Raw genomic sequence first — 26,529 nt, 5'->3', positions numbered from 1 at the left:
AAATCGCCCGATGAAAGCATTGGTATTGAATTGCACCCTTAAGCCCTCGCCTCACCGCTCAAATACCGAGGCGTTGGTTAAAGAATTTATGACCGAACTGGAAAAGCTGGAGGTAGAAACGACGCTTATCCGTGTGGCCGACCATAACATCCTTCCGGGCAGTTGGTCTGACATGGGCGATGGTGATACCTGGCCGGTGATACTGAAACAAATGCTTGAATCGGAAATACTGATCATTGCCTCGCCAACCTGGATGGGCACCATGAGCAGCATGGCCTTAAAGGTTTTGGAGCGGATGAACGGCCTTTACAAGGAAAAGGATGAACAGGGCAGGCCGCTTACCTTTAATCGTGTAGCGGGGTTTGTAGTAACCGGTGCCGAAGATGGCGCCCGCCATGTGGTGACAGAAATTGCCGGTGCGCTGATGGACCTCGGCTTCACTATCCCGCCCCAATCTTACACTTATTGGAATAACGGCCCCGGCCCGGGTGATAGCTACCTTAAATCTGATAACCGTAAAGAGTGGACGTTAGAAACAGGCAAAGCCGCAGCTGCCAACATTGTGGCTGTAGCTACGGCTTTGAAAAAATCTCCGATTGGGTGATCGTATTACCAATGCTAAGCTCTGAAAATATGCATTTGAGTACCAATACCCCCGAGGTGCTTAAATTAACTTATCAGGTGTTATAGGCAGGTCGCGCACGCGTTTACCGGTGGAATTATACACAGCATTCGCTATCGCGGCAGACATTCCGATAAGCGCAATCTCACCCATGCCCTTAGCCCCCATAGCATTTATCTGCGGATCAGGTTTGTTTACAAACATCGCTTCGATCTGTGGGATATCTGCATTTACGGGCACATGATAATCGGCTAAATTGTTATTTACGTAACGGCCATAACGCTGATCTATCACACCCTCTTCCATCAGGGCCATACCAATACCGCCGATAGCCCCGCCCACAATTTGGCTGCGCGCCGTTTTGGGGCTCACAATGCTGCCCGAGTCTGCCACGCATACTACCTTATCTACCTTTACCACGCCTGTTGTAGGGTGCACCAAAACTTTTGTAAAATGCACCGACCACGACTGCATGGAATATTTGCGCCCTTCGGAACCTAAGGACGACTGCACCGTTACATCCAGCGATGGCAGGTTGTTATCCTTTAAAACCTTCGCATAATCGGGATTGTCTGATCCGCCGTTGCCAATCAGCTTTTGAAATTTTTGTTTCAGATCGCGGCAGGCATCGTAAACAGCGCCGCCCACTGTAGCCGTTGTAGCCGACCCGCCTTGCATTGGTGCTTCGGGTAAAGATGAGTCGCCCATTTCAAAGATCACCTTATCTGGCGATATGCCTAATTCTTTAGCGGCTATCAGTGTCATGGCGGTTCCCGTACCGGGGCCAATATCGCTTACAGCGGTTTGCAGGGTAAGCATACCGTTTGCACCCATAATCGCCTTAACAGAGGCTTTATCGCGATAAGCGCCAAACATGCCGCCGCCCATTCCGTATCCTACCAGCCAGCCATTGTGCAGGTTGGCCGCAGGCTCGGCCTTGCGGTTGTCCCAGCCAATTTGTTTAGCGCCCATTTCATAAGCCTCGTCCAGGTATTTGCTGCTGTATGGCTTCCCGTCCTCCGGATCTACCTTGGCGTAATTGATCAGCCGTAGTTTTATCGGATCTATTTTAAGTTTGTAGGATAACTCATCCAGGGCAGATTCAAGCGCAAAAGCGCCTGTTGCTTCGCCGGGGCCGCGCATCCAGGTAGGGGTGCCTACATCCAGCGATACAATTTTGTAATGCGTGGTAACATTAGGGCAGGCGTAAAGGCCTTTACTGGTATTAACCGGCCCTTCTGCAAAATCCTCATATGATGATGTTTGGCCGGCAGCCTGGTGGGTAATGCCCACTAACTTACCGTCGGCGGTTGCACCCATTCCTATTTTTTGCCAGGTGTACGGGCGATAGCCCACAGCGGTAAACATATCCGGGCGGCTTAACACCAGTTTAACCGGCCTGTTAACCAGCTTTGCACCCAAAATAGCTGCAATTTCATGCGGCCAAACTTGTAATGCACTACCAAATGCACCCCCAACAAATTTGGAGTTAACCTGCACATTTTCATTCTTCAGTTTAAAGGCTTTTGCAATATCGCCACGGGTAGCTTGTACGCCCTGGGTTTTATCCCAAACGGTAAGCTTATCGTCCCCATCCCATTTGGCGATGATGGCGTGCAACTCCATCGGATTGTGAAATTCGTTGGGAATAGTGTATTCCTGCTCCAGTTTAACAGGGGCGTTTTGCCACGCGTCCTTTGTACCGCGTGTAGTTTCTTTTCCACCCCAGGGCTCTTTCCCTTTACTGATATCTTCGGGCGGATGGGTGTCATGTGCTTCTTTGTTGTAAGTTGCTTTAACTAATGATGCCGCGTACTGTGCGCGCTCAAAAGTATCGGCTATTACCATAGCCACCGGGTGATTGTTATACAAGATCTTACTGTCGTCAAAGATCTTTATCGGGCCACTTTTGGCTTCGGGCTTACCCGGGTTTTTAGCTTTTTGATGTCCCGGTACTTTTGGCGAATTCAGATAGGTTACCACCGCTAACACACCCGGCGCTTTTTCGGCAGCTTTTATATCAATAGTAGCAATAGTGCCTTTTGTAATTGTGCTACCCACTAAAACGGCATAAGTCATGCCGTCCGGTTTGTACTCGGCAGAATATTTAGCGGCGCCGGTTACTTTAGCGCGGCCGTCTATACGGCTCAGGCCCTCGGCCGAAGTTGGTATTGCTGAAATTGTTGCTTCTTCCATCATCATATTAAACTAAGCCTGCTGCATGTTTTAACGCCTCGACAATACTTGCCGGGGCTAATTTTAATTTAAACGAGTTGTGCCCGTAGCCTTTTGCACCTTGCATAGCGATAAGTGCGGCTGCTTTAAAGCTGTCTTCGGTAGCCGGTTTGCCGGCTAATGCCTTTTCGGCATCGAACAAACGCCAGGGTTTGTGGGCCACGCCACCCATAGCAAGGCGTGCATTTTGAATGACCCCATTTTGGATATCCAACGCAGCCGCTACAGAAACCAGCGCAAAGGCGTATGATTGCCTGTCGCGTACTTTAAGATAGTAGCTGTTTTTAGCAAAGTTGTTTTCCGGGATCTCTACAGATAAGATCATTTCGTCGGTAGCCAGCTTGTTATCCAGCTGCGGTGTTTCGCCCGGCAGGCGGTGGAATTCGGTAAAAGGGATCCGCCTTTGGCCGGTTTTGCCGGCGATAACCACTGTTGCATCAAGGGCGGCAAGTGCAACACACATATCGCTTGGGTGCACGGCTATACATTTAGGGCTAGTTCCAAATATGGCATGCATGCGGTTGTACCCTCCAATAGCGCCGCAACCTGTTCCCGGTGCCCGTTTGTTACAAGGCATTGTAGTATCGTAAAAATAAGGGCAACGGGTACGCTGCATCATGTTGCCGCCAACGGTTGCCATATTACGCAACTGCGGCGATGCGCCGGCTTTTAAAGCCATAGCTAAAAGCGGCTGTAATTGCATCACTGATGCGTTTTCTGATACTACGCTATTTAAAGCAAGCGCGCCGATATGAAGCGTGCTTTTTACAACGCTTATTTCTTTTAAAGGCAGCGCGTTGATATCTATCAACCTATCGGGAGCCATTACGCCTTTCTTCATCAGATCTACCAGGTTGGTGCCGCCGGCTATTATTTTTGCGCCGGGTTTGCCAATGGCCGCGATGGCCACAGCCTCAGATGCAGGTTTTACGTAGGTGAATTGTTTCATACGGCTTGTCCTCCGTTCTTCACTTCTAAAATGGCGTTCACAATATTGGGGTAAGCCCCGCAGCGGCAAATGTTGCCGCTCATGTATTCTCTTATTTCGCCCTCGCTGTTGGCATGCCCTTCCTTAATACATGCCACTGCCGACATGATTTGCCCGGGTGTGCAATACCCGCACTGGAAACCATCATGTTTTAAAAATGCTTCTTGCATGGGGTGCAGGTCGTCTCCTTTGGCCAGGCCTTCGATGGTGGTTACTTTTTTACCGTTCACCATTACGCCAAGCGTTAAACACGAGTTTACCCTTGTACCGTCCACATGTATGGTGCATGCGCCACATTGGCCATGGTCACAGCCTTTTTTGGTGCCGGTAAGGTCGAGCTGCTCGCGCAGGATATCTAACAGGGTTGACCGTGGTTCAACCGAAAGTTTATATGGCTTGCCATTGACTTCCATTCTTAGCGGCATTTTCTCCAATGCTCCGGCCAGCTTTTCATCAATGTGCTCATCGGCAGCTTTTAACGCGGTGGCTGGTGTTAACGCTACGGCGGTTATCAATCCGGATTGCTTCAGAAAACTACGGCGCGAGGAATCTTGAATGTCATGGTCTTGCAGGTCGACCTGACAGTTATTTTGTTTTTCCATAAATAAAGGCTTAACGAAGTGTAAGTTAAAGATTTGATTGCCTAACTATCAAATCAAAAGCTTATTTATAACGATACTAAAAAGCATGGTGCCGATATTATTACCTTTGCATTTATGATTGATGTTGTATTAAAAAAGGGCAAAGAGAAAGCGGTACTACATAAACACCCCTGGGTATTTTCGGGCGCTATAGAAACTGTTAAGGGTAAACCGGTTAACGGAGAGATCATCCGGTTGCTGGATGCGAAAAAGGATTTCTTGGCCTATGGTTTTTATAACGATCAATCGCGTGTGGCGGTACGTTTGCTGGAATGGGACGAAAATGTTGCTGTTGACGAGCACTGGTTTCGTGAAAAGGTACGGACCGCCATTGCCGGCCGTGCACATATCCTGGCAGATGGCAGTACCGATACCTGCAGGCTGATCTTCAGCGAATCTGATTACCTGCCCGGGTTAATAGTAGATAAATATGCAGATCACCTGGCTGTACAGGTGCTTACATCGGGCATGCAGAATGCGCTGCCGGTTATTATAGATGAATTGAACACGGTACTTAAACCCGCAAGCATTTTTGACAAAAGTGATGCCGCATCGCGATTGCATGAAGGGTTGACGACAGATAACAGTTTGTTAGCAGGCAATCAGCCGCCCGAACTGGTAATGGTAAAAGAGAATGGAATTACCTACGGCATCAACATCGCCGAAGGGCAAAAATCGGGATTTTACTGCGACCAGCGCTATAACCGCCAGGTGTTGGCCAGTTACGCTAAGGGTAAAAAAGTGCTGGATTGTTTTAGCTATACCGGTGGCTTTAGCCTGAATAGTTTAATGAATGGCGCAGCGCAGGTTACCAGTGTTGACAGCTCGGCACTGGCGTTGGAAACGTTGCAGGAAAACATCAGGTTGAATGGATTTGAAAATACAAAGCACAATGCCATTAAATCAGACGTAAACGTGCAGTTACGCAAATTTAGGGATGAGGGCGAAATGTTTGATGTTATCGTACTCGATCCGCCTAAATATGCGCCGTCTCGTTCGGCGTTAGACAGGGCCTCCCGCGCCTACAAAGACCTGAACCGTTTAGGCATGCAGTTGCTTAATAGCGGCGGCTTACTGGCTACGTTCTCCTGCTCGGGCGCTATGGATATGGAGACTTTTAAGCAGGTATTGGCATGGGCTGCGTTAGATGCCGGTAAGCAGGTGCAGTTTGTTTATCAGTTCCATCAACCCGAAGACCATCCCGTTAGGGCGTCCTTTCCGGAAGGTGAGTACCTCAAAGGGCTGTTGTGCAGGGTGTGGTAATTAGCCCAGTATCTCTTTAATATCCTCTGCTGAAAGCGACTTGATAAAGCTTTCTTCGGTAGTTATCAGCGAGCGGGCAACGCTTAATTTGCGCTGCTGCAGGGCCAGGATCTTTTCTTCGACCGTATCTTTGGTGATAAACTTATAGATGAACACGTTTTTGGTTTGGCCAATGCGGTGCGTACGATCTATGGCTTGCTGCTCTACAGCCGGGTTCCACCATGGATCCAGGATAAATACATAATCCGCTTCGGTTAAATTCAAACCCACACCACCGGCTTTTATAGAGATGAGGAACACTCTTGTTTTTTTATCTTCCTGAAACTGCCTTACTACATCGCCGCGGTTTTGGGTACTGCCATCCAGATAAACGTATGGAATGCCTTCCTTATTAAAGTGTTCGCGGTAAATGGTGAGCTGCTTTACAAATTGCGAAAAGATGAGCACTTTATGGCCACCATCCAGCACACTTGCCAGCGTATGTATTACGTTCTCGAATTTGCCCGAATCGCCCTCGTAATCGGCATCAATCATGGAAGGGTGGTTTGCTATCTGCCGGAGTTTGATCAGCCCCTGCAGCACCTGGATCTGGGTTTTGGCGTAGGTGCCATCCTCAAGGCTTTTAAGCAGTTCGTTACGATATTCGGATTTTACCTTGTCGTAAACCTCGGCCTGTTCATCGCTCATCTGGCAATAAAACAAATTCTCGGTTTTTGGCGGCAGTTCGGTAGCTACCTGCTCTTTGGTGCGGCGCAGCACAAATGGTTTTATAATTGCCTGCAGCTTGCGGGCTTTTTCCTCGTCCTTCTTTTTTTCTATCGGCGTTACAAATTCATTCAGAAAAAATTGTTGCGCTCCTAATAAGCCCGGATTGATAAACGACATCTGTGTCCAAAGGTCGTTCACTGAATTTTCTACCGGGGTACCGCTTAGTATTAGCTTGAAGCGTGATTTTAGCTGCCGTACCGATTGAAAAGATTTAGACGACGGGTTTTTGATGTTTTGGCTTTCGTCCAATATCACGTAGTCAAAGTAGTAAGCCTTAAACATTTCAATATCTATGCGGCTGATGCCATAAGTTGTGATAATTACATCATAATTGGCAAAAACTTCGGCCGATTTATAACGGAACGCCCCGGTGTGAACCATTAACCGCAGTTGAGGGGCGAATTTTTTAGCCTCGTTGAGCCAGTTGTATATAAGCGAGGTAGGCATGATAACCAGGGATGTAGCCTTACTCCCCGCATTCTCGGTATCTTCTTTATGTTTTTGCAGTAGCGCCAGGGTTTGGATAGTTTTACCTAAACCCATATCATCTGCCAGGCATCCGCCAAAATGGAATTCCTTTAAAAAATGGAACCAGTTATATCCTGCTTTTTGATACGGACGTAAGCTGCCGGCAAAATTAACCGGCATGGGTACATCTGCAGTTTGTTCAAAATTAGTAAGTTTTTGAAGCTTACGGTTCATGGCAATTTCTGCCATTTCGCCATCCTGCAGGTCGCTTACCAGGCCAAGATGATGACGTCGCAACTTAAGCTGATCGCCGCCCTCGCTAAAGTGCAGCAGGTTGCCATATTGCGAAAACCATTGTTCCGGAATTACAGCTATCTCACCGGACGGCAGCACAAACTCTTTCTTATGATTAAGTATGTGATTTTTTAGCTGAATAAACGGTATACGATACGGGCCAAAATAAACTACCGCGTTAATATCAAACCAGTCGTTATTTTCCGTGATCTCCAGGTCTATTTTTGTGTTGCCAAAAACGTAGCGTTTCTGCCCGTCAGGTTGTTCGATTTCAAAACCCGATGCGATCAGCTGATCGTGATGTTGGTTAAGCCACTCAAACACCGGGAAAGTCTTTTCGCTGTCTTCGTCGCGCCCGGCAACTTCCAGGTTCTGAAACAGTGAAGATGCCGTTTGCAGGCCCATAGCCTCGAGCTGGGCAAGCTTGCCTTTTTCCCAGCTAACAGAGCGCTTGATGCGGTGAAAAAGGTAATCGTCGCCCGTCCGCTCCATCCGTACAGACACCTGCCTGCCATCGCCGTAAGGGAAAACATAGCCTGCATACTTAAAGTACAGTTGCAACTGTGATGTGCCGCCTTCTACATATATCGGCTTTAAAACAGGTATCGCCTCGTGCTTTTCGGTATTGATGGTAAAGCCTTCGGCGTAAACGTTATGCTTTTCTATAAGCGGGGCAACAAACTTTTCAAAGTAGGATACCTCTGAAGATTTGGGGATGGAGATGTAGCGTTTGTTTAAAAACGGCAAAAGCTTTTTGCCTTCTATTTCCTTATCAAAGTAATACAGGGTATCATCAAGCAGCATCCACGCAGGGTGGTTGCAAATGATCTCGGCATCTTTAAACATAAATTCGATACGCATCCCCAGGTATTTAATGGTAGGGAAGTACCTGATCTCTTCTTCGTTTCGCCTGAAATGGAACAGTACTGATGCGGCATCATGCGCAATTTCAACCTTGCGGCCGGCAGGGTAACCCTCCTTGCTCATCAGGTAAATTTGTTTATTGCCTAATAAACCCAACGCTTCCGAAAGTTTCTTTTCCATCTTGGGGCGGATGGTTTCGAAAAGCTGCTCGTTAAAAACCTTTGCAAAAAACTCGAATGGCCGGATAGGTTTTTTATAGAATTTTTTAATAATGTTACCCTGCTCAATATCTTCCAGGATCTTGATCAGCTTACGGTCTACATCATCTATACATTCCGAAAATTCTTCGGCAGTGTTACTAAAAAGGCGCTGATGGGTAAAAGAAAAGCCGCCATTTGGGTTTAGCTGTACAATATGCGGTTCTATAACATACGACAGGTAGTCATGCCGGGCAATGGCATATATGATCTGGCATGGTTTACTACTGTCTACGCGTAACATCAATTTTTCGGGGTAGGTAAAAAATTAATGAAAGCTACATCAACAAAAAATTCAAACGTAAACTAAAAAGTTTGTATCAAAAAATTTTGCAGCCAAATTTTACTAACAAGCGTGGTAAACCTTAATAACGGTTACTCATTAAGCAGGTCTTTTAAGCTTTCAAGCGTATCGGCCTCTTCTTTAGGTTTATCGTGCCGCCAGCGCAGTATACGCGGGAAACGCAGCGCAATGCCCGATTTATGCCGTGTTGACCGATTGATGCCTTCAAAGCCTATTTCAAATACCAGCTCGGGTTTTACGGTGCGCACCGGCCCAAATTTTTCGAGCGTGTTGCGTTTAATAAAGTAATCCACTTTGTTTATCTCGGCATCTGTAAGCCCGCTATAAGCCTTGGCAAAGGGCACCAGCTTATCACCATCCCAAACGGCGAAGGTGTAATCGGTATAGAGATCGGCGCGGCGGCCATGACCTTTTTGCGCGTAGATCATTACCGCATCAACAGACAATGGGTCGATCTTCCATTTCCACCAGTCGCCACGCTTGCGTCCAACCTGGTAGGTAGCGCTTTTACGCTTTAACATGATACCCTCGGCAATCATTGCGCGCGATTGTTCACGGATGGTTTCCAGCTCTTGCCAGGTATCAAATTTTATTAACGACGAGATACGAAATACTTCCGGAAACATGCTTTGCGCCTGTAAGCTTTCGAGTATTTCCCGCCGTTCTGACTGGCTTTTATAGCGGATATCCTCGCCCCCATATTCCAGGCAATCATATACTATGGTGGCCACCGGGCTATCTGTCAAAATCTTTTTACTCAAATTTTTCCGGCCGATGCGGGTTTGCAGCACCCCGAATGACATAGGCAACCCATCCTGGAAGCTCAGGATCTCGCCGTCGAGTACGGTGCCATCCGGCAGGGCATTTAAAAAAGGGTGCAGCTCCGGGAATTTTTCAGTAGCCAGGTCTTCACCCCGGCTCCAGACGAAGATCTGTCCGTCGCGTTTGATCATTTGCGCACGGATACCATCCCATTTCCATTCGGCCTGCCACTCATCTGCCGGCCCAAGGGCGGCGTTTACCTCATCGGCAGTTTTGCGTTTTTCAGATGTTTCCTGTATGGGGTAAGCCAAAAAGAATGGGTATGGCCTGGAGATGTTATCAGCAGCGTTTTGCTCCTGTATCAGCTGGTCATAAGTATAATTTTCCGGCATCCAGCTGCCCATGATGCGATGGGTGAGCGCCGGCGCTTCGATGCCTGTAATGTCTGCCAACGCCTCGATCACCAGGTTTTGCGAAACCCCTACACGAAAACTGCCGGTAAGTAATTTGTTAAAAACAAAGCGCTCCTGCGCGTCCAGCATCGCCCATGATTCTATCAGCCAAAGCTTACGCTCTTCTTCGGTACGGGCGGGCTGTTGATTGATCTCGGCAACCCATTCGGTCAGTGTTTTGCTGCTGCTGTTAGGGCTTTCGGGCATTAGTAATGACATGGTTTCGGCCAAATCGCCTACCACCTGGTAGCTTTCCTCAAATAACCATTGCGGGATGTTTGAGGCTTCTATAGCGTAATTACGGATCAGCGTGGAATTAATCGGGCGTTTTGGACGCCTGCCCGTAAATAGCGCAAGCATGTGCATTTTATCGCTATCCGGCACGCTGGTAAAGTAATCTTTAAGGATCCGTACCTTTTCATTGGTCTTATTAGTCTCATCAAGTGATAAAAACAGTTGAGCAAATGCCTTCATATGGCGGCCTCCTTTGCTTCATCGCCCGATGGCGATGTTTCTACTTTCTCTTCTCCTTCGGTGATAGTGGCATCCTCCTCCTCGCCCCCGTACAGGGTATGTACTTCACGAGCGTTAAAGCCAATCTCGTTAAGATAGCGGGTAAATGATGCGGTGTAACCATGCGTAAGGTAAACGCATTCGCAACCGGTGGCGTCAATGGCGCTTACCAACCCGTTCCAGTCGGCATGGTCGGACATGATGAAGCCGCGGTCGGCTGCCCGGCGCCGTTTAGCCCCGCGAATAGCCATCCAGCCACTGCAATAGCCAAAACTGTAGGGGCCGAACTTGCGCATCCAGGGGGTGCCAACGGATGATGGCGGTGCAATGATGATCCCTTTACGCACTTCTTCTTTAGACGACTCAAATGTGATCCGCTCAGTGGGGTTTAAGATCACCCCGTTTCGGCGCAAAGCTTCGTTAGTGTTCTCGATTACGCCATGGGTGTAAACTTTGCCGATGCTTAGATCAAGGTTTTGCAGGATGCGCTGCGCTTTGCCTAACGAGTAGCCCACAATAACTGTAGCTACGCCGTTGCTAACGTTTGTGCGCCACCAGTTGTTAACCTCGGTAAAAATTTCTGACTGCGGTTTCCACGAATATACAGGCATCCCGAAGGTACACTCTGATATAAAATGATGGCATTTAACCGGTTCAAAGGCTGTAGAAATGCCATCGTCGTCTGTTTTGTAATCGCCGGATACTACCCAAACTTGTCCTTTATATTCCAGGCGGATCTGGGCAGAGCCGATAACATGGCCTGCGGGGAACATGGAAATTTGAACGCCGTGTTTGGTAACCGTTTCCCCGTATTCGATAGTGCGCAAATTAATATCGCCCAGGCGATACAGCATCACCTCGCGCGACAGATGATGCGCCAGGTAATTCTTATGGCCAAAGTAGGCATGATCGGCATGGGCATGGGTAATTACCGCTTCGTCCACCGGTTTCCAGGGGTCGATGTAAAACTTCCCCTGTTCGCAGTAAATGCCCCTGTCTGTAAATTCAAGCAATGGTTTGGCCATAGTTAAACAATAACCTGCAGATTGCTAATTGGTTTTAACGGGAGTGCCGGCAGGTAAAAAAACGGCATAAAAAAAGAGGCGGATGATAGTCCGCCTCTTTTTTATAACCCTAAAGGGTGCAACATAACCTTACTTTTTGATCATGCTCATTTTGTTGTCCATCGTGATATAATCTGTTAAGATCTGGCCCGCTTCTTTTTTCAGGAAGTCCAGGTCTTCATTCTTAGGTTTGGCCTGGCCTTTTTTCAAAGCCGGTAAGCCCATTGCCGAACGGCGGGCATTGTTCTTTTCTAAAAACGTTCTTTCGTCGTCATCACGTTTTTGTTTAAGCTGCGCCTCGTTTAACGTGATGATTTTTTCGGCGTCGCGTTTTTTGGCATCGGCGATATCGGCCAGTAAATATTTGTAACTATCGCTGGTGCTCATGCGCTGCTCGTGTAGTTTTTTCAGATCCGGTAAAACCGATGTAAAATCGCCTGCCTTTGTGTAAGTAGTTTTAGCTATCACATCATAAGGCATTGCAGATGGCTCGGTATCTTCACCATATTTATCCAACGGGATAACAGATGGGAAGGTAACATCAGGCAACACACCCTTATGCTGGGTTGCGCCGCCGCTTATGCGGTAAAACTTGGCGATAGTTAAGTTCAGCTGTCCAAATTTGTTTTGGCTGCCGGTAGCTACCGATTTGCCTTTACCCGCTAATGAAAGTAAGCGGTCTTTGATAGTAGGGTTGATTACCTTATCCAGGTCGATTGCGTTTTGTACAGAACCTTTACCATATGTCTGGGTGCCTAAGATCAGTCCGCGGCCGTAATCTTGTATCGCTGCAGAGAAGATCTCTGATGCCGACGCGCTAAACCTGTCTACCAATACCGCTAACGGGCCTGAGTAAGCAATTGCCGGGTCTTCGTCAGGATCAACCTCTACCTGGTTGCGGGCATCACGTACCTGCACTACCGGGCCGGTTTTAATAAACAAGCCGGTAAGTTCAATGGCTTCCATTAAGGAGCCTCCGCCGTTTTCGCGCAGGTCGATAACTACACCGTCAATGTTTTCGCGTTTAAGGGTATCCAGTATCAGCCTTACATCGCGGGTGGTGCTTTTGTAATTAGGGTTACCGGCTTTATAATCGTTAAAGTCGAGGTAAAACGCCGGGATTGATATTACACCAATACGGGTTACTTTACCATTATTGTTATAGGTGCGGATCTCTTTTTTAGCCGAAATATCTTTAAGGATGATCTTTTCACGCACCAATTCTATTGTACGGACCTTGCCGGTTGCGGTATTGCCTTTAGGCAACAGCTGCAGCCTTACCAAAGTGCCTTTTGTACCGCGTATCAGGGCAATGGCGTTTTCTAAACGCCAGCCCACTACATCCTGGAATGCACCTGTTTTACCTTGTGCCACACCAATAATGCGGTCATCGATATTTACGAGCTTGCTTTTATCGGCAGGGCCGCCCGGAACGATGGTTTTAATAGTTACATATTCACTTTCTGAGGCAAGTGTAGCACCGATACCCTCTAATGAACGCGACATGTCGATGTTAAAATTGGCCGCATTTGATGGGTTAAAGTAATTGGTATGCGGGTCTATCGCCTCGGTAAAGGCATCCATAAACGCCTGGAAAACATCCTGATTAGATAGTTTATTACTTTGTGAAAGAATATTATTATAGCGTTTTTTAAGCGTTTCTTTATTAGCTGCAAGGCTTTTGCCGGTTAGTTGCAGGTTAAGCAGATCATACTTAACACGCTGCGCCCATAGATTGTGTACCTCGTCTACAGATGCAGCAAAAGGCAGGCTGTCGCGGTCGTAAGTGAAGGTTTCGTTTTTAGTAAAATCAAAATCTTTGCTTAATTGTGCTATCGAAAAGTTTACATACTCGGTGTACCTTTTTTGAAATACATTAAAAATATAGAAGGCGTTGGCCAGGTTACCGGCCTTAATATCATCATCCAATACGTTTTTGTATTTCTCAAAATCCTTCAGGTCGCTGGATAACAGATAGCTGTGGTTCTCATCCAGTTTTTTGATGTAATGATCATATATGATAGCTGATATAGAATCATTCAAAGGCACTTTTTTGTAGTTGTAACCGGTAACCAACGTAGCCACCTGCCGGCAAACAACGCTTTGCTGCTCATCAGGTACCAGATCATTAGCGCCGGCGCCTTTTGTGTGTACGGGTTTATTTGGAGATGCATTGCACGCAAGGGCCGCGGCTAATACACCCATTAAATATAATTTCTTGAACATATCTTTTACACTATTTAGATGGGAACGGTGGTAAAACATCAATACTTGTGCCTGTTTTTAATTTCGCAATATAAAAAAAGAGACAGCTAAAAAGCCGTCCCGCTATATATTGAATAACAATATTACAATAATGTTTGGTTTGTTTTAAAATAGGACGGGCATTTTACGCAAATGTTACAAAGCCCTGTAACCTATTTACTTTGCTTTGGTAAGGGCATCTATAGCCTCGGCATAGCGCAGTTCAGATTTTGGTAACCAAACCTTGTTGCTCTGCACAAATTTCACCTTTTTATCGATAACCTTTACATCATCCGTACGGCCGTTGCTCAGGGCAAGTTCACGGGCTTCAGCAAGGTCTTGCCGGGCTTGCACCAGGTCGCCAAGATCGGCTTTCACCATTGCCAGGCTTATCAGGCTGTTGATGGTATGCGGGTTATCGTTATTGTTTTTAGAAAGCAGGATGCTTTGCAGGTAATACCATTTAGCTTCAGACAGGCGGTTTTCTGCTACGTAGATCCTGGCCAGTTCACTAAAATCGTAACTTGCCAGGGCATACTCGCGGAACCGCATGTTGTGCTGAGCCGACCGCATTACTATACGCTCGCCCGCTTCCAGGTTATACGCCGTACGCGGCATAGGCACTTTAGCCAGCTTTTGTTTGGCAAATAATGCAGGAGAGGTATTAAGCTTAAATGATATTGGTTTTACCTGGGCAATTGCAGGCATTCTTTTATGGCTTTTAAAATCGCCGCGCCACCATTGTGCCGAAGCAGTAAGGTTGATTGCGCAAAGGAGAACTAAAATGATGTATCGCATTAAAATTTCGCCGTGGTATAGTTAAATTAACTGGTATGCAAAAGTAGAATTTATCCTGATGAATTACAAGAACATAATTAGTGCAATTTAACTGATTTACAACGAAATAAAAAATGATGACAAAAAAGCAACAGTTGCGGTAAAAGGACCAATTTTATTGTGCAAAGTGTTCATGTTCACGGCCGCGACCAACGCCAAATTTTACGAATTGTTGATTATCAATTAATTATAGAATTGTGTTTGCTATCTTCTATTGTAGTCAGAGACTATAAGCATAATGGTCCGAAGTTGGAAACTTCGGACAGCGGGGTTAAAATTGGTAGCCTAACCCAAAATGCAAACTGCGGTTTTTAGTGGAGCTATAAATATAGCTTTGGCCTTCAATATTGCCGAGCCCTAGATCATAACCTGCATCAATCAATAACCCATTATTTAAACGGAAGCCTGCAAGAGCGTTTAACCCATAGTCAAACCGTTTAAAACTCCGATTTTGATCAGTGCCAATTGTAGCTTTAAAACTGTAACTATCCTCGTATTTTTCTTCAATCCTGTAACCATCGATTCTCTCGGCGGAAAATTTGCCACTTAGCGCAGTGCTGATGTACGGGCCGGCACCTACATAAAACGATCCGGCTGCTGTTGGCAGGTTATACAATATATTTACCGGTACCTGTATATAAAACAGGCGCCAATTGCCGTAGCCGGAAAAGATGATGTCGCCCTGATAAACTTCTTCTGTTGTTTTGCCACCGCGGGTATTAAAATATACTCCCGGCTGTATTGAAAACCGGTTCACGTTTAAAGTAGCAAAGGCACCGGCGTAATAGCCAATCGTCGCTGTGTCGGCATCCCGAACCTGAATATCGGGCTGTAAAGTCCGGCTAAATTTAGTAGAACTTATGCCTGCCCGAAAGCCGAATTGGATTGCTTTTTCCTGCGCCGAAGCTGATAATCCTTCAAGAATCAGTACTGTTAACAAGGTGAACGTGAGTTTCATGGATGAGCGTTTGTTACAATACGCAAAGCATTGATTGAATGCGACATAGCAATAATAAAATTTGCAATGTTTTAATAAGCGGGGAAATTATCCAAAAGGTTCTAAAGTGACTTTAGTGTACTGATAAACTGCCAGTGACGGCGGTTTATCACCCAATTTGTTTTACTCAAAAACTTCCACCTCACCATCATGCAGTGCCCAAACCATGTAAGGGTGCGTATCGGCATGGTATATATCCCCGGTGTTGGTAATGGCGATGACGCCGGCAAAACCGTCGTAAGGTTTCATTTCGTCGAGGGTTTTGGCAGTTGCCGCGGCTAAGGTCATACCATCGGTAACGCGGGTTACTATTTTTGTAGCTACAGATCCGCTGGTTATGTCTTCGCCCACACCGGTGCAGGATACGCCCGCAAAAGCATTAGCGTAATTGCCCGCCGTAGTGGCAGAGTCGCTCACCCGGCCCGGGATCTCAAACCCTTTGCCGCCTGTTGATGTTGCTGCGGCTATATCGCCGTAAATATCAAGGGCAACACAGCCAACGGTACCCAGGCGGATAGAGTCGCTTAACTTTTTTTCATATTCCTTACGGCGCTGAGGGATCTCGGGGTTGTAGTATTCAAAGCCATTGTTGGCAGCAAAGTCGTTGGCGCATTTGCCGCCCAGCACGCGGTCGTCATAGGCCATCAGTTTTTCCGCCAGGCATATGGGGTTACGGATATCTTCAATGTTGATCACGCCGCTAAACTTTTGGGTTTTGCCATCCATCAGGGCGGCGCTCAAACGGATCTTGCCGTCGCTCTGGATCTGTGATCCGGTTCCGGCGTTAAAAAAGTCGCAATCTTCCAGCAGGCGTACGGTGTACACAACAGTTTGGGCTGCGGTATGGGTTTCCAGATACTTATGGCCCAGGGTCACAATTTCGCGCAGGGCACCCTGTTTAGCTTTTTTAACCTCCTGGTTGGTGTTCGATTCACTAAAGAACCCGCCGTGTATGATCAGTTTCATTGTATCAAATCGTTACTGCTTTGGGCGGCCGTTATGTATACGTCGTCTTCCAGCCTGATAGCTTTTTTGATGATCATGCGCTGCTGTTGCAGGTCGTATTTATAAAATATCGACATCACATGAACCTTTAAATTTTCGATAGAAACAGGGTCGCCTATCTCTACATCATATACATTCGTTTCAACAATATTAGTGCCATCTACCAGCATGATCAGTCCGGAACCTATGGCTTCCATCATTTCGCCGCCGGTTATCAGCAAACCGGCATCTTCGCCCAGGCCAATGCCCAGTATACCGGGATTTGTTGCAACGGCATATAGTAACCTGCCAATACGGCCGCGCTGTACAAAGTGGGTATCCACAATAACCGAGTCGATAAAGCCTAAACCGGCAGTTATCTGCACTTCGCCTTTTATTAGGGCCTCGTTACTTTGCCCGCGGTATATCATGTGGGTTGATGCCGCTGCCGCCCCGGCAGATGTACCTGCTATAACAAAGTTCTCCTCATTATAGCGTTTTTTTAAGATCTGTAAAAACTGTGTGCCGCCAAAAATTGCGGTTAACCGCAGCTGGTCGCCGCCGCTAAACATCACAACATCCGCTTTGGCAATACGCGCTAAAAGATCAGGGTTCTGGGCGTCTTCGCGACTTTTGATGTGCATTACGTTAACGTGGGTAACACTAAGCTGGTTAAATGCCTTAATGTACTCGTTGCCTACAAGCTCGGGTATTTGCGATGCGGTGGTAATTACCTCAACTACAGAGCCCTCTTTATTCGCCGACTCATTTATAATGCGGCGCAGGATACCTTTCTCAAAGAATTTGATGTAGTGCGGCTGCATAATATGCTCCGTTACACTTACATTACTGCCCATATCAACAGCACCACCAATTATAACGAGTTTTCCTTTAGGGGCAATCATAATTTTTGTATCAGTTTATACAAATTAAAATAAAAATGATTAAAAGCTAATGGTTTAATTAATAATAATGCATTTTTCGGTCGAAACTTTTTATTAAGTTGATAAGTTCTTTAGATTTAAAAAGAATTTTTTCTGCAACAGGTTTTTAAACGCATTTATGAAGATTGAGAATATACAGGTACTGCGCGGCCCCAACTTATGGAGTATCAGCCGCAAAAAATTAATTCAGATGCGGTTGAATTTGGAGGAGCTGGAGCAACGCCCAACAAATACTATCGACGGGTTTTACGAGCGCATGAAAGAGCTTATCCCCAGCCTGTATACGCACCGGTGTTCGCCGGGGGTGCCGGGCGGCTTTTTTGAGCGGGTTATAGCCGGCACCTGGATGGGCCACGTAATTGAGCACATTGCCTTAGAGATACAAACCCTTGCCGGCATGGCAACCGGTTTTGGCCGCACACGCGAAACCAAAACCCCCGGTACCTATAACGTTGTTTTTGCTTACCTGGAAGAAAAGGTTGGCGTGTATGCTGCAGAAGCAGCCGTGCGCATTGCCGAAGCTTTGATTGAAGGCAATGAATACGACCTGGAGGCCGACATCCAAAAGATGCGCGAGATTCGCGAGAATACGCGTTTAGGCCCCAGCACAGGCTCGATAGTGGAGGAAGCCATTTCACGTGATATCCCCTGGATCCGTTTGAACAATCAATCGCTGGTGCAGTTAGGTTACGGCAAAAACCAGGTACGTTTCCGTGCCACCATGACGGAGAAGACCAGCAGCATAGCGGTAGATATAGCCAGTAATAAAGACGAGACCAAGCGCCTTTTACAGGAGCAGGCTATCCCGGTTGCCAAAGGGATGACCATAAGCAGTGTGGAGCAGGTGGTTGAGGCAGTTAAAAAGATAGGCTATCCGCTGGTTTTTAAACCGCTCGACGGTAACCACGGCCGGGGCATCAGCATCAACATCAGCAGTATGGAAGATGCTATTGCCGCTTATGAATTTGCTGCCCGCATATCCCGCAAGGTAATTGTGGAGCGCTTTATAACCGGTTTTGATTTCCGTGTACTGGTAATTGATAACAAGATGGTGGCAGCCGCCCTGCGCGATCCGGCCCATGTTATCGGCGATGGCGAACTGACCATACAGGAACTTATTGATAAAGAAAATACCGACCCCCGCCGTGGTTACGGCCATGAAAATGTGCTTACGCTGATCACCGTTGACAGGGATACGCTGGACCTGCTGGAAAAGAAAGGCTACACCTTAGAAACCGTGCCGGAGAAAGGCGAGAAGGTTTTTGTAAAATCTACCGCTAATTTAAGTACCGGCGGCACCTCTGTTGATGTAACCGATCATGTGCACCCGCAAAATATTTTCATCTGCGAGCGGATCTCCAAGATCATCGGCCTGGATATTTGCGGTATCGATATCATGGCCGAGAACCTTACCCAGCCGCTTACCGAAAACGGCGGTGTTATATTAGAGGTTAACGCCGCGCCGGGTTTCCGGATGCACATTGCCCCAAGCGAAGGTTTGGCCCGTAACGTTGCCGGCCACGTGATAGATATGCTTTACCCGGCAGGCAAATCGGCACGGATACCTATTATAGCCATAACCGGCACCAACGGTAAAACCACCACTACCCGTTTAATAGCACATATTGTAAAAAATAACGGCCACAGGGTAGGCTTTACCACCAGTGATGGTATTTATGTACAAAACAACATGATGCTGAAGGGCGATACCACCGGCCCGGTAAGCAGCGAGTTCATCTTAAAAGACCCTACCGTAGATTTTGCGGTGTTAGAAACCGCGCGCGGCGGCATTTTGCGCAGCGGGCTGGGTTTCGGCTTTTGTGATATCGGGGTGATCACTAACATCCAGGAGGATCACTTAGGGTTATCGGATATCCACTCATTAGAAGATCTGGCCAGAGTAAAAAGTGTGGTGATCAACTCGGTTAAAAAAGATGGCTGGGCGGTCTTAAACGCAGATAATAAGTATTGCTTAGAGATAGGCAAAAAGGCTGATTGCAACGTGGCCTATTTTAGCCGGGATGAAAAGAACCCGGTAATTGTAGCGCATTGCAAAAAAGGCGGCATAGCCTGCGTGCACGAAAATGGGTACATCACTATTCAAAAAGGGGATTGGAAGATCCGCGTACAGCGTACCATTGTTATCCCGCTTACATTTGGCGGCACCGTTGCCTTTATGATAGATAATGTGATGGCGGCAACGCTGGCAACATTCCTTCATGGGTTTAAAACCGAGGATATAAAAATGTCGCTGGAGACCTTTATCCCGTCGGCAGCGCAAACGCCGGGTAGGATGAACATCTTTGAGTTTAAAGATTTCCGTTTCATGATCGATTTTGCGCACAACCCGGATGGCTACAACGGAATTAAACAATTCCTGAGCCATATCGACTCACCGCTGAAGATCGGTATCATAGCCGGTACCGGCGACAGGCGCGACGAGGATATCAGGGAGCTGGGTAAGATCGCGGCAGAGATGTTCGACTATATTATCCTCCGCCAGGAAAAACACCTGCGCGGCCGTACTGAAGAGAACATCCTCGACCTGTTGATAGATGGCATCAAATCTGTCGACCATCAAAAATCTTTCGAAGTGATACCTAAAGAGATCGATGCGATTAAGCATGCAATGGGGCTGGCTAAACCGGGTGCATTTATTGTAGCGCTAAGCGATGTGATAAGCAACGCTATAGAAACCGTCCAAAACTACCAGGAGCAAGAACGCAACGGGTTGTTTAACGTATAGCGTTTTATTAACCCATACATTTTAGAAAGTTTAAAAGCCTGCCTTATTGAGGCAGGCTTTTTTTTATAATTTTTTTAAGGCGCCAGTTTTTGGTTTGCTCAGATAATAATGCCAAAGCATCATACTGGCAACGGTACGGTATGGTGACCATTGTTGGGCAATTACAACCAGATCTTCTTTGGGTGTTTCTTTTGGTAAGCCTTTAAGGATCTTTATGGCGTTGACGATTGCAAGGTCGCCAACTGGGAAATGATCCGCGCGCTGCAAGGCAAACATCAGGTAAACATCAACGGTCCAGTTGCCGATGCCTTTAAGCGCAATAAGTTGCTTGCGGATCTCATCATCGGTCATCTGCTCAAACGCTGCCAACTCTATTTGCCCGCTAATGATAGCTTCTGCGAGGTAACGCGTGTAGGCCGATTTTTGCCTGCTGAAATAGCACTCCTTTAATTCAGCATCGGTAAGTAATAGCACGCGTGTGGGCGTGATCAGTTGTACACGCTCGCGCAGTTTGTTTAATGCAGATAGGGCTGATGCCAGGGATACCTGCTGCTCCAGGATAATGTGCACCAGGCTCTCGAAAGTATTGGGCCGGCTCCACATGGGCGGGTAGCCATAAGTTTGTATGATATGGGCCAGGTTGGCATCCATCGCTGCCAGCTTATCGCAAATGGCTTCGTAATTTACTTTATCAAAGGTGTGGATCATCGGCTATCGGCTTACAGTAGCGCAACATCCTTTAATTTGAATGCCATTACTTCGCTAATTTTGCGGTAACTGTCAAAGGTCCAGCCCGCAACATGGGGGCTCAGTATTACCTTACCGCTTTGGCGTAATTCATCGAACCAGGGCTGCTCTCTAAGCGCCGGGAATTTTTCTGTTTCCAGCACATCAAGGCCGGCACCTAAAATTTTCCCTTGCTTTATGGCATTTAACACAGACTGTGTTTTAACCACCTTACCGCGCGATGTGTTGATTAAAAATATTGGCTTTTTAAAGTGGAACAGGTATTCGTCGTCCACAAGTCCGTTCGTTTCTTTGGTAAGCGGCACATGCAGGCTCAGCACATCACTTGTCCTCACAATCTCTTCCATACTCACTTCCCGTACGTATTGGTCGCTAAAGCCGGTTTTGTACTTATCATAAGCGATAATTAATACACCAAAGCCGGATAATTTTTTAGCCAGGCTTTTACCCATATGGCCGTAGCCAACAATGCCTACCGTTTTACCTTTTAGCTCGTGCCCGCGGTTGGCTTCACGCTGCCAGCTTCCCTTGCGGATCTCGGCATCGGCAGCATTTAGGTTATTCATGAGGCTAAGCAGCAAACCAATGGCATGCTCTCCTACGGCGTCCATATTCCCTTCGGGCGCGTTAATGAGCGTTATGTTTTTTGATAAAGCGTAATCTTCATCAATATTATCCATACCGGCACCTGCCCGGCAGATAAAGCGCAGGTTGGTTGCCAGGTCAAGCACCTGTTTATCTACCTGAAATTTAGAGCGGATCACCAACCCATTGTAATCAGGCAAAATACCGAATGCGGCATCGGCTTTAAGGGTTGGCTGGTAATCGCAGGTAAAACCCAGCGCCCGGGCCTGTTCTATAAAAATGGGGTGTATATCGTCAACTATTAGGATGCTGTTTTTCAAGGGCTGTTATATCTGATCAGCGCAAATCTAATAAAAGCGCTAACATACCTAAAGAGGTATTGCGCCGATAGTTCGGTTGTTTAACCGGTTGTGATCTTGTCGCCATTATATTCCGGCGGGGTTTCTGGTATCTCGGTTGTTTGCGGTTTGTTTATTTCCGGCCCTTCAACAAAACCCGTATCTGCACCCTCACCCGGTTGTTGCACTTCGGGTTGTGGCTCATAGCCCGATTCACCTGTTTCAGGTTTTTCTTCTTCGTGTTGCTTTCCCATAATTATAAAATTTTATCTAAAAGAGTTTTGATCGTTTTTTGGGAAAAAGGCGTCTTTTTACTGCCAAATTCCGATGCGTGGTTTTTCAACGCCTCTTTTAACGCATGTTTTGCCTTGTCGCGCGATTCCTGTCCCGATTTGGTCAAATATAAATAAGCAATTGCGCCAGACACCAGGGCACCTGCTGTAACCACGGCAATAAGGCCGGTATGCTTTTCATTTTTTAGTAGCTTATTCATCGTTATCTAATTAAGTTATGCAGCTGTAATACAGCCGCTATTATACAACTGCATGTAGTTGGTTTTGTTTCTGATGGTTTAAAGCTGTAGTGAGTGGTTATTTATAGGGTAATTGCCATTTTTAAAACTGGCACGTAAATAGCAATGCATTACCCATATTGTAAACCGATGATAATCCCCTTTAAAAAAGCCCGTACCAATATCAAGCAATTCACCGGTAAGTTATCACATGATGGCTTCCGTCAGATCTTTGACCATATAGACCAGCTCAGCATTAAAAAAGGAGTCGATAAGATGGGCATCGACCGGTTCATTAATCAGTGCGCTTACCTGGCTGCCGGTTCGGGCGCCATTGCAGGTACCGGCGGCATTATCACTATGGTGGTAGGCATGCCGGTTGATTTTGTGAATCTGATAACCCAGCAATTCCGCGTTACTATGGCTATTATGTATTACAATAAAGGCAATTATCAGATTGGGTTTGATGAATTTATGGGACTTGTAGCTACCTCGTTTAAAGTAGAGGCCGGTGTAGCCATGAGCAAAACCATGATGGAAGGCATTGCCGAAAAGCTGCTGCTTGCGTTTGGCGTACGTACTGCAGAGCGTTTAGTGCCCGTTATTGGCGCTGTAATAGGCGGCACAGCCAATTATATGTTTGTAAAACGCATGGCCGAAAAAGTAAAGGACCTGTACCCAGGCGGAAGGGTGTTACAGGTGAGTTAACGGTTAGCCGCAATCTCATTAGTTAGTTTCACAAAATCAGCAACGCTCAGGCGCTCGGCACGTAGATCGAGCGTTTGGTTATCGGTCATTTTCTCTTTGTTGATAAGTGATGATACCGCATTGCGCAGGGTTTTACGGCGTTGATTAAATCCGGCCTTTACTACCTGCCAAAATAATTTCTCGTCACAACCTAATTCCTGGTTTTCGTTACGCGTCAACCGTATCACTGCCGAAAGTACTTTTGGTGGCGGATTAAAAACACCGGCCTTTACGGTAAATAGATACTCTACCTTGTAATAAGCCTGCAAAAATACGCTCAGGATGCCGTACTCTTTGCTGCCCGGTTTCGATGCGCAACGTTCTGCAACTTCCTTCTGGAACATCCCTACAACCTCCGGTACCTGCCGGCGGTTATCTAATATCTTGAAAAGGATCTGCGAGGATATATTGTAAGGAAAGTTGCCGATCACGGCCAGGCTATCGCCAAAGGTTGCCTTAAAATCCAGCTCTAAAAAATCAGCGTTAAGTAAACGGTCACCTAACTGCGGGTATTTTTTCTTCAGGTAAATGGTCGATTCGGTGTCGATATCGATCAAATAAGTTTCGTAATCCGGCTTTTGCAGCAGGAAGTCGGACAAGATCCCCATACCCGGGCCAACCTCCAAAACCTGCTTATACTTGCCCTCGGGGCGCAGGCTATCCACAATTTTTGAGGCGATATTTTTATCAGTAAGAAAATGCTGACCTAAATGCTTTTTTGCCCTTACTAATGTCATTATCCGTTTTTATTTAAGCAAATTAAGGCATATTTGCGCTTTAATCGGGAATTATAACCTTAAAATCTTTTAATTTGCACTTTAAGCTATAGGCTAAAAGCCTAAAGCACAATGGTAAACGAAAAGAGCCGGCAAGGTTCGCTAAACACTTAAAATAAGTGCTAACCGCGGTAGCCGGCAAAACCAACATCAATAAGCATCATGAGCGATAAACCTAAAATAGGCATAAGTATTGGCGACATTAACGGCATCGGGTTAGAGATCATCATCAAAACCCTGGCTGATAGCAAAATATATGAGTACTGCACCCCCATTGTTTACGGGCATACTAAAGTGGCATCATTCCACCGCCGCTCTACCGAGGTAGCCGAACTTAACTTTAACGTAATCGGCCATGCCGGCGAAGCCTTGTTCCGCCGGGCCAATATGATCAATTGCTGGGAAGAAGATGTACGCATAGACCCTGGCCAGGTTACTGCCGAAGGCGGGAAATACGCATACCTGTCTTTACAACGCGCTACAGACGATCTGTTGGACGGCTTGATAGATGGCCTGGTTACCGCGCCTATTAATAAGGACAACATACAGAACGACGAGTTTAGCTTTCCGGGCCATACCGAATATTTGCAACATCGGGACAGTAAGCCCGACTCATTAATGTTTTTAGTGAGCGATACCTTGCGCGTGGGGGTGGTTACAGGGCATATCCCTATTTCAAAAGTTGCTGAAAGTGTTACTACAGATAAGATCATCAGCAAGCTAAAATTAATGAACGCCAGTTTACAGGACGATTTTTGGATCCGTAAACCTAAGATAGCCGTGCTGGGCCTTAACCCTCATGCCAGTGACAACGGGCTGATTGGTAATGAAGAGAAAGAAGTGATCATCCCGGCAATTGAAGAAGCACGTAATAATGATGTGCTGGCCTTTGGCCCTTACCCTGCCGATGGCTTTTTTGCCAATGGTACCTACCTGCAATTTGATGCCGTACTGGCTATGTATCACGATCAGGGGCTGATCCCTTTCAAACAGATCGCGTTTGAATCGGGCGTTAATTACACAGCGGGTTTAAGCTTTGTGCGCACTTCGCCAGATCATGGTACCGCTTACGATATCGCCGGTAAAAACCTGGCTTCAGAAGTGTCTTTCCGCGAGGCTTTGTTCACCGCAATACATGTAATCAAACATCGTAAAGAAACTTTAGAGTTAAACGCTAACCCGCTTGTATTCGCCAAATTAAGCCGCGACAGGGACTAATACTACCATTTGGAATACTGTTTTAAAATAATCACCGTTAAATTAAAACATTTATTTCTTAAAATACATTTGCCTGTTTGATGAGTAATTTAATTAACCGCATTAGGTCAATTGATGCGTTTCGTGCGGTTACCATGTTCCTGATGATCTTTGTAAATGATCTTGACGGAATGCCAAATACCCCTCAATGGCTTAAACATGCTGCCGTAGATGCCGATGGATTAGGCCTTGCTGATACTATATTTCCTGCCTTTTTATTTATTGTTGGCTTATCAATTCCCTATGCCTTTGAAAAGCGGTTGCGTAAGGATGATGCTAAAATTCCGTTACGCATTATTACCCGCTCGTTTGCGTTAGTTTTCATAGGGTTTTTCCACGCCAATATGGAAACCTATGATGATGTGCACACACTTTTACCAAAACCTGTTTGGGACAGCCTGGCAACCTTCAGCTTCTTTTTCATCTTCCTGGATTATAACCGGTGGACATCCTTAGCAGGCCGTTACCTTTTACAGGGCTTTGGCATAGTGCTGCTGATAGCAATGTGTGTGCTGTACAAAAGTACCGACCCCGGGCACTCCTGGCTGCACCTTACCTGGTGGGGTATACTAGGCCTTATAGGGTGGGCATATCTGCTTTGCGCGTTTATCTATTATTACAGCAACGGCATTTTATGGGTGCAGGCAGCAGCATGGCTGTTCTTTATGTTCTTTAACATCGATTTCCATTTTGGGATGCTGGGCTTTTTAAGCAACGTGCAAAAATATGTTTGGATAGCCGGCAACGGCGCCATGCAGGCCTTTACCATGGCAGGGGTGTTTGTATCTGTGCTCTACATCCGCCTGCGGCAAAACAATGAGCTTAAAATGCTTTGGGTGGCCATGATATTAATGGCAGTTATACTGTTTAACCTGGGCTTTATTGTTCGCTATTTTAGCGGCGGTATTTCAAAAGCGCGCGATACCCCTTCATGGGTATTGATATGTACGGGTATTAGCCTGGTCATTTATTCGGGTTTTGTATTTCTGGTAGATCTGAAGCAAAAGTACAACTGGTTTAAAATCATCGAGCCGGCGGGTACAGGTACGTTTATGTGTTACCTTATCCCGTTTTTGATATACCCCCTTTACCAGATGACAAATTTTGCCTACCCCGATTTTATGGATCAGGGCACGGGTGGGCTTATCCGGTGTTTCCTGTTCTCGTTCGTTATTGTATGGTTAACCGGCCTGCTGCAAAAAATCAATATCAGGCTAAAGATTTAAGTAGTAAAGAGCGGTTATAAAGTTAGAAGGGACAGGAAAATTCGTAAACGAAAAGTGTTAAAGTTTAATTGCCAGTCAGCGCTGACTTTTCAACC

General features: G+C 46.5%; 22 protein-coding genes. 6 read left to right on the top strand and 16 right to left on the bottom strand.

Translation table 11 applies throughout. The features are described 5' to 3' along the window. Positions 1-10 precede the first annotated feature (10 nt). Positions 11-604: a flavodoxin family protein gene (locus tag ACE5CV_RS04480; RefSeq protein ID WP_374948963.1), complete on the top strand. Its 594-nt coding sequence runs from the start codon at positions 11-13 to the stop codon at positions 602-604. Between the two features lie 60 nt (positions 605-664). Here the strand turns inward: ACE5CV_RS04480 and ACE5CV_RS04475 are convergent, their stop codons facing one another. From ACE5CV_RS04475 to ACE5CV_RS04465, 3 genes are read right to left on the bottom strand one after another with little or no spacing between them, the layout of a single operon-like run. Next, positions 665-2,824 carry a xanthine dehydrogenase family protein molybdopterin-binding subunit gene (locus ACE5CV_RS04475; protein ID WP_374948962.1) on the bottom strand — a complete coding sequence of 720 codons (2,160 nt, stop codon included), beginning with the start codon at positions 2,822-2,824 and terminating at the stop codon, positions 665-667. 1 nt (position 2,825) lies between these two features. After that, positions 2,826-3,806 (bottom strand): FAD binding domain-containing protein, encoded by a 981-nt coding sequence (locus ACE5CV_RS04470; protein WP_374948961.1) that lies wholly within the window; start codon positions 3,804-3,806, stop codon positions 2,826-2,828. Next, on the bottom strand, positions 3,803-4,447 hold the full coding sequence (locus ACE5CV_RS04465) for a (2Fe-2S)-binding protein (RefSeq protein WP_374948960.1): 645 nt from the start codon (positions 4,445-4,447) through the stop codon (positions 3,803-3,805). Before ACE5CV_RS04465 ends, ACE5CV_RS04470 begins: the two co-directional genes overlap by 4 nt. Before the next feature lie 114 nt (positions 4,448-4,561). On the opposite strand from ACE5CV_RS04465, the gene ACE5CV_RS04460 reads away from it, so the two are divergent. Continuing rightward, positions 4,562-5,749, top strand: a complete 1,188-nt coding sequence (locus ACE5CV_RS04460) for a class I SAM-dependent rRNA methyltransferase (protein ID WP_374948959.1) — start codon at positions 4,562-4,564, stop codon at positions 5,747-5,749. On the opposite strand, the gene ACE5CV_RS04455 is transcribed toward ACE5CV_RS04460, so the two are convergent. The 8 genes from ACE5CV_RS04455 to ACE5CV_RS04420 form a co-directional block, all read right to left on the bottom strand. Further along, a complete protein-coding gene (locus ACE5CV_RS04455) occupies positions 5,750-8,644 on the bottom strand; it encodes a DEAD/DEAH box helicase (protein WP_374948958.1) in 2,895 nt (964 codons plus the stop codon). A 131-nt stretch (positions 8,645-8,775) separates the two neighbouring features. Beyond that, positions 8,776-10,392, bottom strand: a complete 1,617-nt coding sequence (locus tag ACE5CV_RS04450; protein ID WP_374948957.1) for an ATP-dependent DNA ligase — start codon at positions 10,390-10,392, stop codon at positions 8,776-8,778. Further along, entirely contained in the window at positions 10,389-11,456 is a 1,068-nt protein-coding gene (locus ACE5CV_RS04445; protein ID WP_374948956.1) for a ligase-associated DNA damage response exonuclease, read from the bottom strand. Before ACE5CV_RS04445 ends, ACE5CV_RS04450 begins: the two co-directional genes overlap by 4 nt. 129 nt (positions 11,457-11,585) lie before the next feature. Further along, the gene (locus ACE5CV_RS04440; protein WP_374948955.1) at positions 11,586-13,721 is read right to left on the bottom strand and encodes a carboxy terminal-processing peptidase; all 2,136 of its coding nucleotides are present in this window, start codon (positions 13,719-13,721) and stop codon (positions 11,586-11,588) included. 195 nt (positions 13,722-13,916) lie between these two features. Continuing rightward, entirely contained in the window at positions 13,917-14,537 is a 621-nt protein-coding gene (locus ACE5CV_RS04435; protein WP_374948954.1) for a hypothetical protein, read from the bottom strand. A 310-nt stretch (positions 14,538-14,847) separates the two neighbouring features. Next, positions 14,848-15,534: a porin family protein gene (locus ACE5CV_RS04430; RefSeq protein WP_374948953.1), complete on the bottom strand. Its 687-nt coding sequence runs from the start codon at positions 15,532-15,534 to the stop codon at positions 14,848-14,850. Positions 15,535-15,696: 162 nt separating this feature from the next. Continuing rightward, positions 15,697-16,539: an isoaspartyl peptidase/L-asparaginase gene (locus tag ACE5CV_RS04425; protein ID WP_374948952.1), complete on the bottom strand. Its 843-nt coding sequence runs from the start codon at positions 16,537-16,539 to the stop codon at positions 15,697-15,699. Further along, positions 16,536-17,462 carry a cyanophycinase gene (locus ACE5CV_RS04420; RefSeq protein WP_374948951.1) on the bottom strand — a complete coding sequence of 309 codons (927 nt, stop codon included), beginning with the start codon at positions 17,460-17,462 and terminating at the stop codon, positions 16,536-16,538. The genes ACE5CV_RS04425 and ACE5CV_RS04420 overlap by 4 nt, the downstream gene beginning before the upstream one ends. Before the next feature lie 157 nt (positions 17,463-17,619). Here ACE5CV_RS04420 and cphA point away from each other — a divergent pair, with 157 nt between their 5' ends. Continuing rightward, on the top strand, positions 17,620-20,247 hold the full coding sequence (gene cphA / locus ACE5CV_RS04415; protein WP_374948950.1) for a cyanophycin synthetase: 2,628 nt from the start codon (positions 17,620-17,622) through the stop codon (positions 20,245-20,247). Positions 20,248-20,310: 63 nt separating this feature from the next. On the opposite strand, the gene ACE5CV_RS04410 is transcribed toward cphA, so the two are convergent. From ACE5CV_RS04410 to ACE5CV_RS04395, 4 genes are all read right to left on the bottom strand, one after another. Then, on the bottom strand, positions 20,311-20,955 hold the full coding sequence (locus ACE5CV_RS04410; RefSeq protein ID WP_374948949.1) for a DNA-3-methyladenine glycosylase family protein: 645 nt from the start codon (positions 20,953-20,955) through the stop codon (positions 20,311-20,313). A gap of 11 nt (positions 20,956-20,966) precedes the next feature. Further along, positions 20,967-21,899: an NAD(P)-dependent oxidoreductase gene (locus ACE5CV_RS04405; RefSeq protein ID WP_374948948.1), complete on the bottom strand. Its 933-nt coding sequence runs from the start codon at positions 21,897-21,899 to the stop codon at positions 20,967-20,969. A gap of 80 nt (positions 21,900-21,979) precedes the next feature. After that, positions 21,980-22,171, bottom strand: coding sequence for a hypothetical protein (locus ACE5CV_RS04400; protein ID WP_374948947.1), 192 nt, complete (start codon positions 22,169-22,171; stop codon positions 21,980-21,982). Between the two features lie 2 nt (positions 22,172-22,173). Beyond that, positions 22,174-22,410, bottom strand: coding sequence for a hypothetical protein (locus ACE5CV_RS04395; protein WP_374948946.1), 237 nt, complete (start codon positions 22,408-22,410; stop codon positions 22,174-22,176). 168 nt (positions 22,411-22,578) lie between these two features. Between ACE5CV_RS04395 and ACE5CV_RS04390 the strand changes: the two genes are divergently transcribed. Next, positions 22,579-23,136 carry a hypothetical protein gene (locus ACE5CV_RS04390; protein WP_374948945.1) on the top strand — a complete coding sequence of 186 codons (558 nt, stop codon included), beginning with the start codon at positions 22,579-22,581 and terminating at the stop codon, positions 23,134-23,136. Here ACE5CV_RS04390 and rsmA read toward each other — a convergent pair. Further along, entirely contained in the window at positions 23,133-23,912 is a 780-nt protein-coding gene (gene rsmA / locus ACE5CV_RS04385; RefSeq protein WP_374948944.1) for a 16S rRNA (adenine(1518)-N(6)/adenine(1519)-N(6))-dimethyltransferase RsmA, read from the bottom strand. The genes ACE5CV_RS04390 and rsmA overlap by 4 nt on opposite strands. 201 nt (positions 23,913-24,113) lie before the next feature. On the opposite strand from rsmA, the gene pdxA reads away from it, so the two are divergent. Together pdxA and ACE5CV_RS04375 are read left to right on the top strand one after the other, a co-directional pair. Then, positions 24,114-25,169: a 4-hydroxythreonine-4-phosphate dehydrogenase PdxA gene (gene pdxA, locus ACE5CV_RS04380; protein ID WP_374948943.1), complete on the top strand. Its 1,056-nt coding sequence runs from the start codon at positions 24,114-24,116 to the stop codon at positions 25,167-25,169. Between the two features lie 80 nt (positions 25,170-25,249). Beyond that, positions 25,250-26,434, top strand: a complete 1,185-nt coding sequence (locus ACE5CV_RS04375) for a DUF5009 domain-containing protein (RefSeq protein ID WP_374948942.1) — start codon at positions 25,250-25,252, stop codon at positions 26,432-26,434. Positions 26,435-26,529: the final 95 nt, after the last annotated feature.

The organism is Mucilaginibacter sp., from assembly GCF_964263795.1.
In the GTDB taxonomy this organism is placed as follows: Bacteria; Bacteroidota; Bacteroidia; order Sphingobacteriales; family Sphingobacteriaceae; genus Mucilaginibacter.
This window is presented reverse-complemented; position numbering and strand designations above follow the sequence as displayed.